At 37.8% G+C, this 1505-nt stretch carries 1 protein-coding gene; it reads right to left on the bottom strand.

Going from position 1 to position 1505, the window contains the following annotated elements; translation table 11 throughout:
- On the bottom strand, nt 1–1505 hold a 1505-nt coding region (locus tag ERL59_RS20410; protein ID WP_160648075.1), incomplete at both ends, for a non-ribosomal peptide synthetase.

Below are 1505 nucleotides of genomic sequence, written 5' to 3'. Positions count from 1 at the left end.
TCTGGTTTAGGTAACGTCTTTCGATCTATCTTCCCATTCGGTGTTAATGGCATTTTTTCCAAAGGAATAAAAAGACTTGGTATCATATAAGATGGTAAGCGTTGAGATAAATAAACTCGGATAGCCGATTGGTCTAATTGATCTGAACATACCATGTAAGCACATAATATCTTATCCCCTGCTCCATCTTCATGTACAGTTAACACCGTTTCCTCTACCTCTGGATGATTTAAGAGCTCACTTTCAATTTCACCTAACTCCATTCGCAAACCTCTGATCTTCACTTGATGATCTATGCGGCCTAAATATTCAAGATTTCCATCAGGTAACCACTTCACTATATCTCCCGTACGGTAGATCTTTTCCCCTGTTTTATACGGATTCGTTACGAATTTTTCTGCTGTCCTTTCATCTGCATCATAATATCCTTTAGCTAATCCTGTCCCTCCAATGCATAATTCTCCAGGTGCACCAATAGGCATGAGCGTTAAATCTTTATCCATGACATATAGCTCTGTATTATAAATGGCTTTTCCGATAGGTACATTGGTTTTCATATAATCTTGTTTTTGAACTCGATAAAAAGACGATACATCTGTACATTCCGTCGGTCCGTAAGTATTCACCAACTCAACATCTTCATTGGATAATAACCACGGCTTCAATTTATTCATGTTGATCGGCTCTCCGCCCAAAAATACCATTCTTAAACTTTGTAAACGTTCAAACTTTGAATCATGATTTAAATCGATCAAAGGGTAAAAAGCACTTGGAGCACAATTAATGAGAGTAATTCCATTTCGATTCATAACATTCGACATCAAGTTGTAGTCATACAATCCTGGGGCATATACATGCAATTGCCCTCCCCTTATCAAGGTACTGAACACATTTTTTTGCGCCAAATCAAAACTAGAGGGGGCCATGAGCAATAACTTATCTTGTTCATTCATCTCAAATTCTGATGTATACCAATGAAGTAAATTCACAAAGGCATGAGACTTAACCATGACCCCTTTGGGATTCCCTGTTGAACCTGACGTGTACAATACATAAATCAGCTGTTCAGGATCGTAAGGTATTTTCAAATTGTGAGTGGGTACATCTTGTTGTTTTAATACATCTTCAATACATATAATCATCGATTGAACATCCATTAGATTAGATCGCAAATGGTGTTGCGTAAGCAATACGGAAGTATTTGAATTTTGCAACAAATATTGAATGCGTTCCTGTGGGTAATCTGGATCGATCGGAACATAAGCAGCCCCAGCTTTTATAATCCCTAATATCCCAATCACCATATCCAAGGATCGCTCTACCATGAGGCCTACCCTAGTATTTGTTTGGACATCATTTCGTTTCAATACCCAAGCCATTTGATTCGCTTTAGCATTAAGTTCGGCATAAGATAACTTTAGATCACCAAAGACTACAGCAGTTTGATCAGGAGTTCTTTCAACCTGTTCTTCAAATAGTGCATACACTGATTTTTGCTTTGGATA

This window comes from Chengkuizengella marina (genome assembly GCF_009910845.1).
Taxonomy (GTDB): Bacteria; Bacillota; Bacilli; order Paenibacillales; family KCTC-33759; genus Chengkuizengella; species Chengkuizengella marina.
Note: the sequence above shows the minus strand (reverse complement) of the source record. Positions and strands in the feature narration are given on the sequence as shown.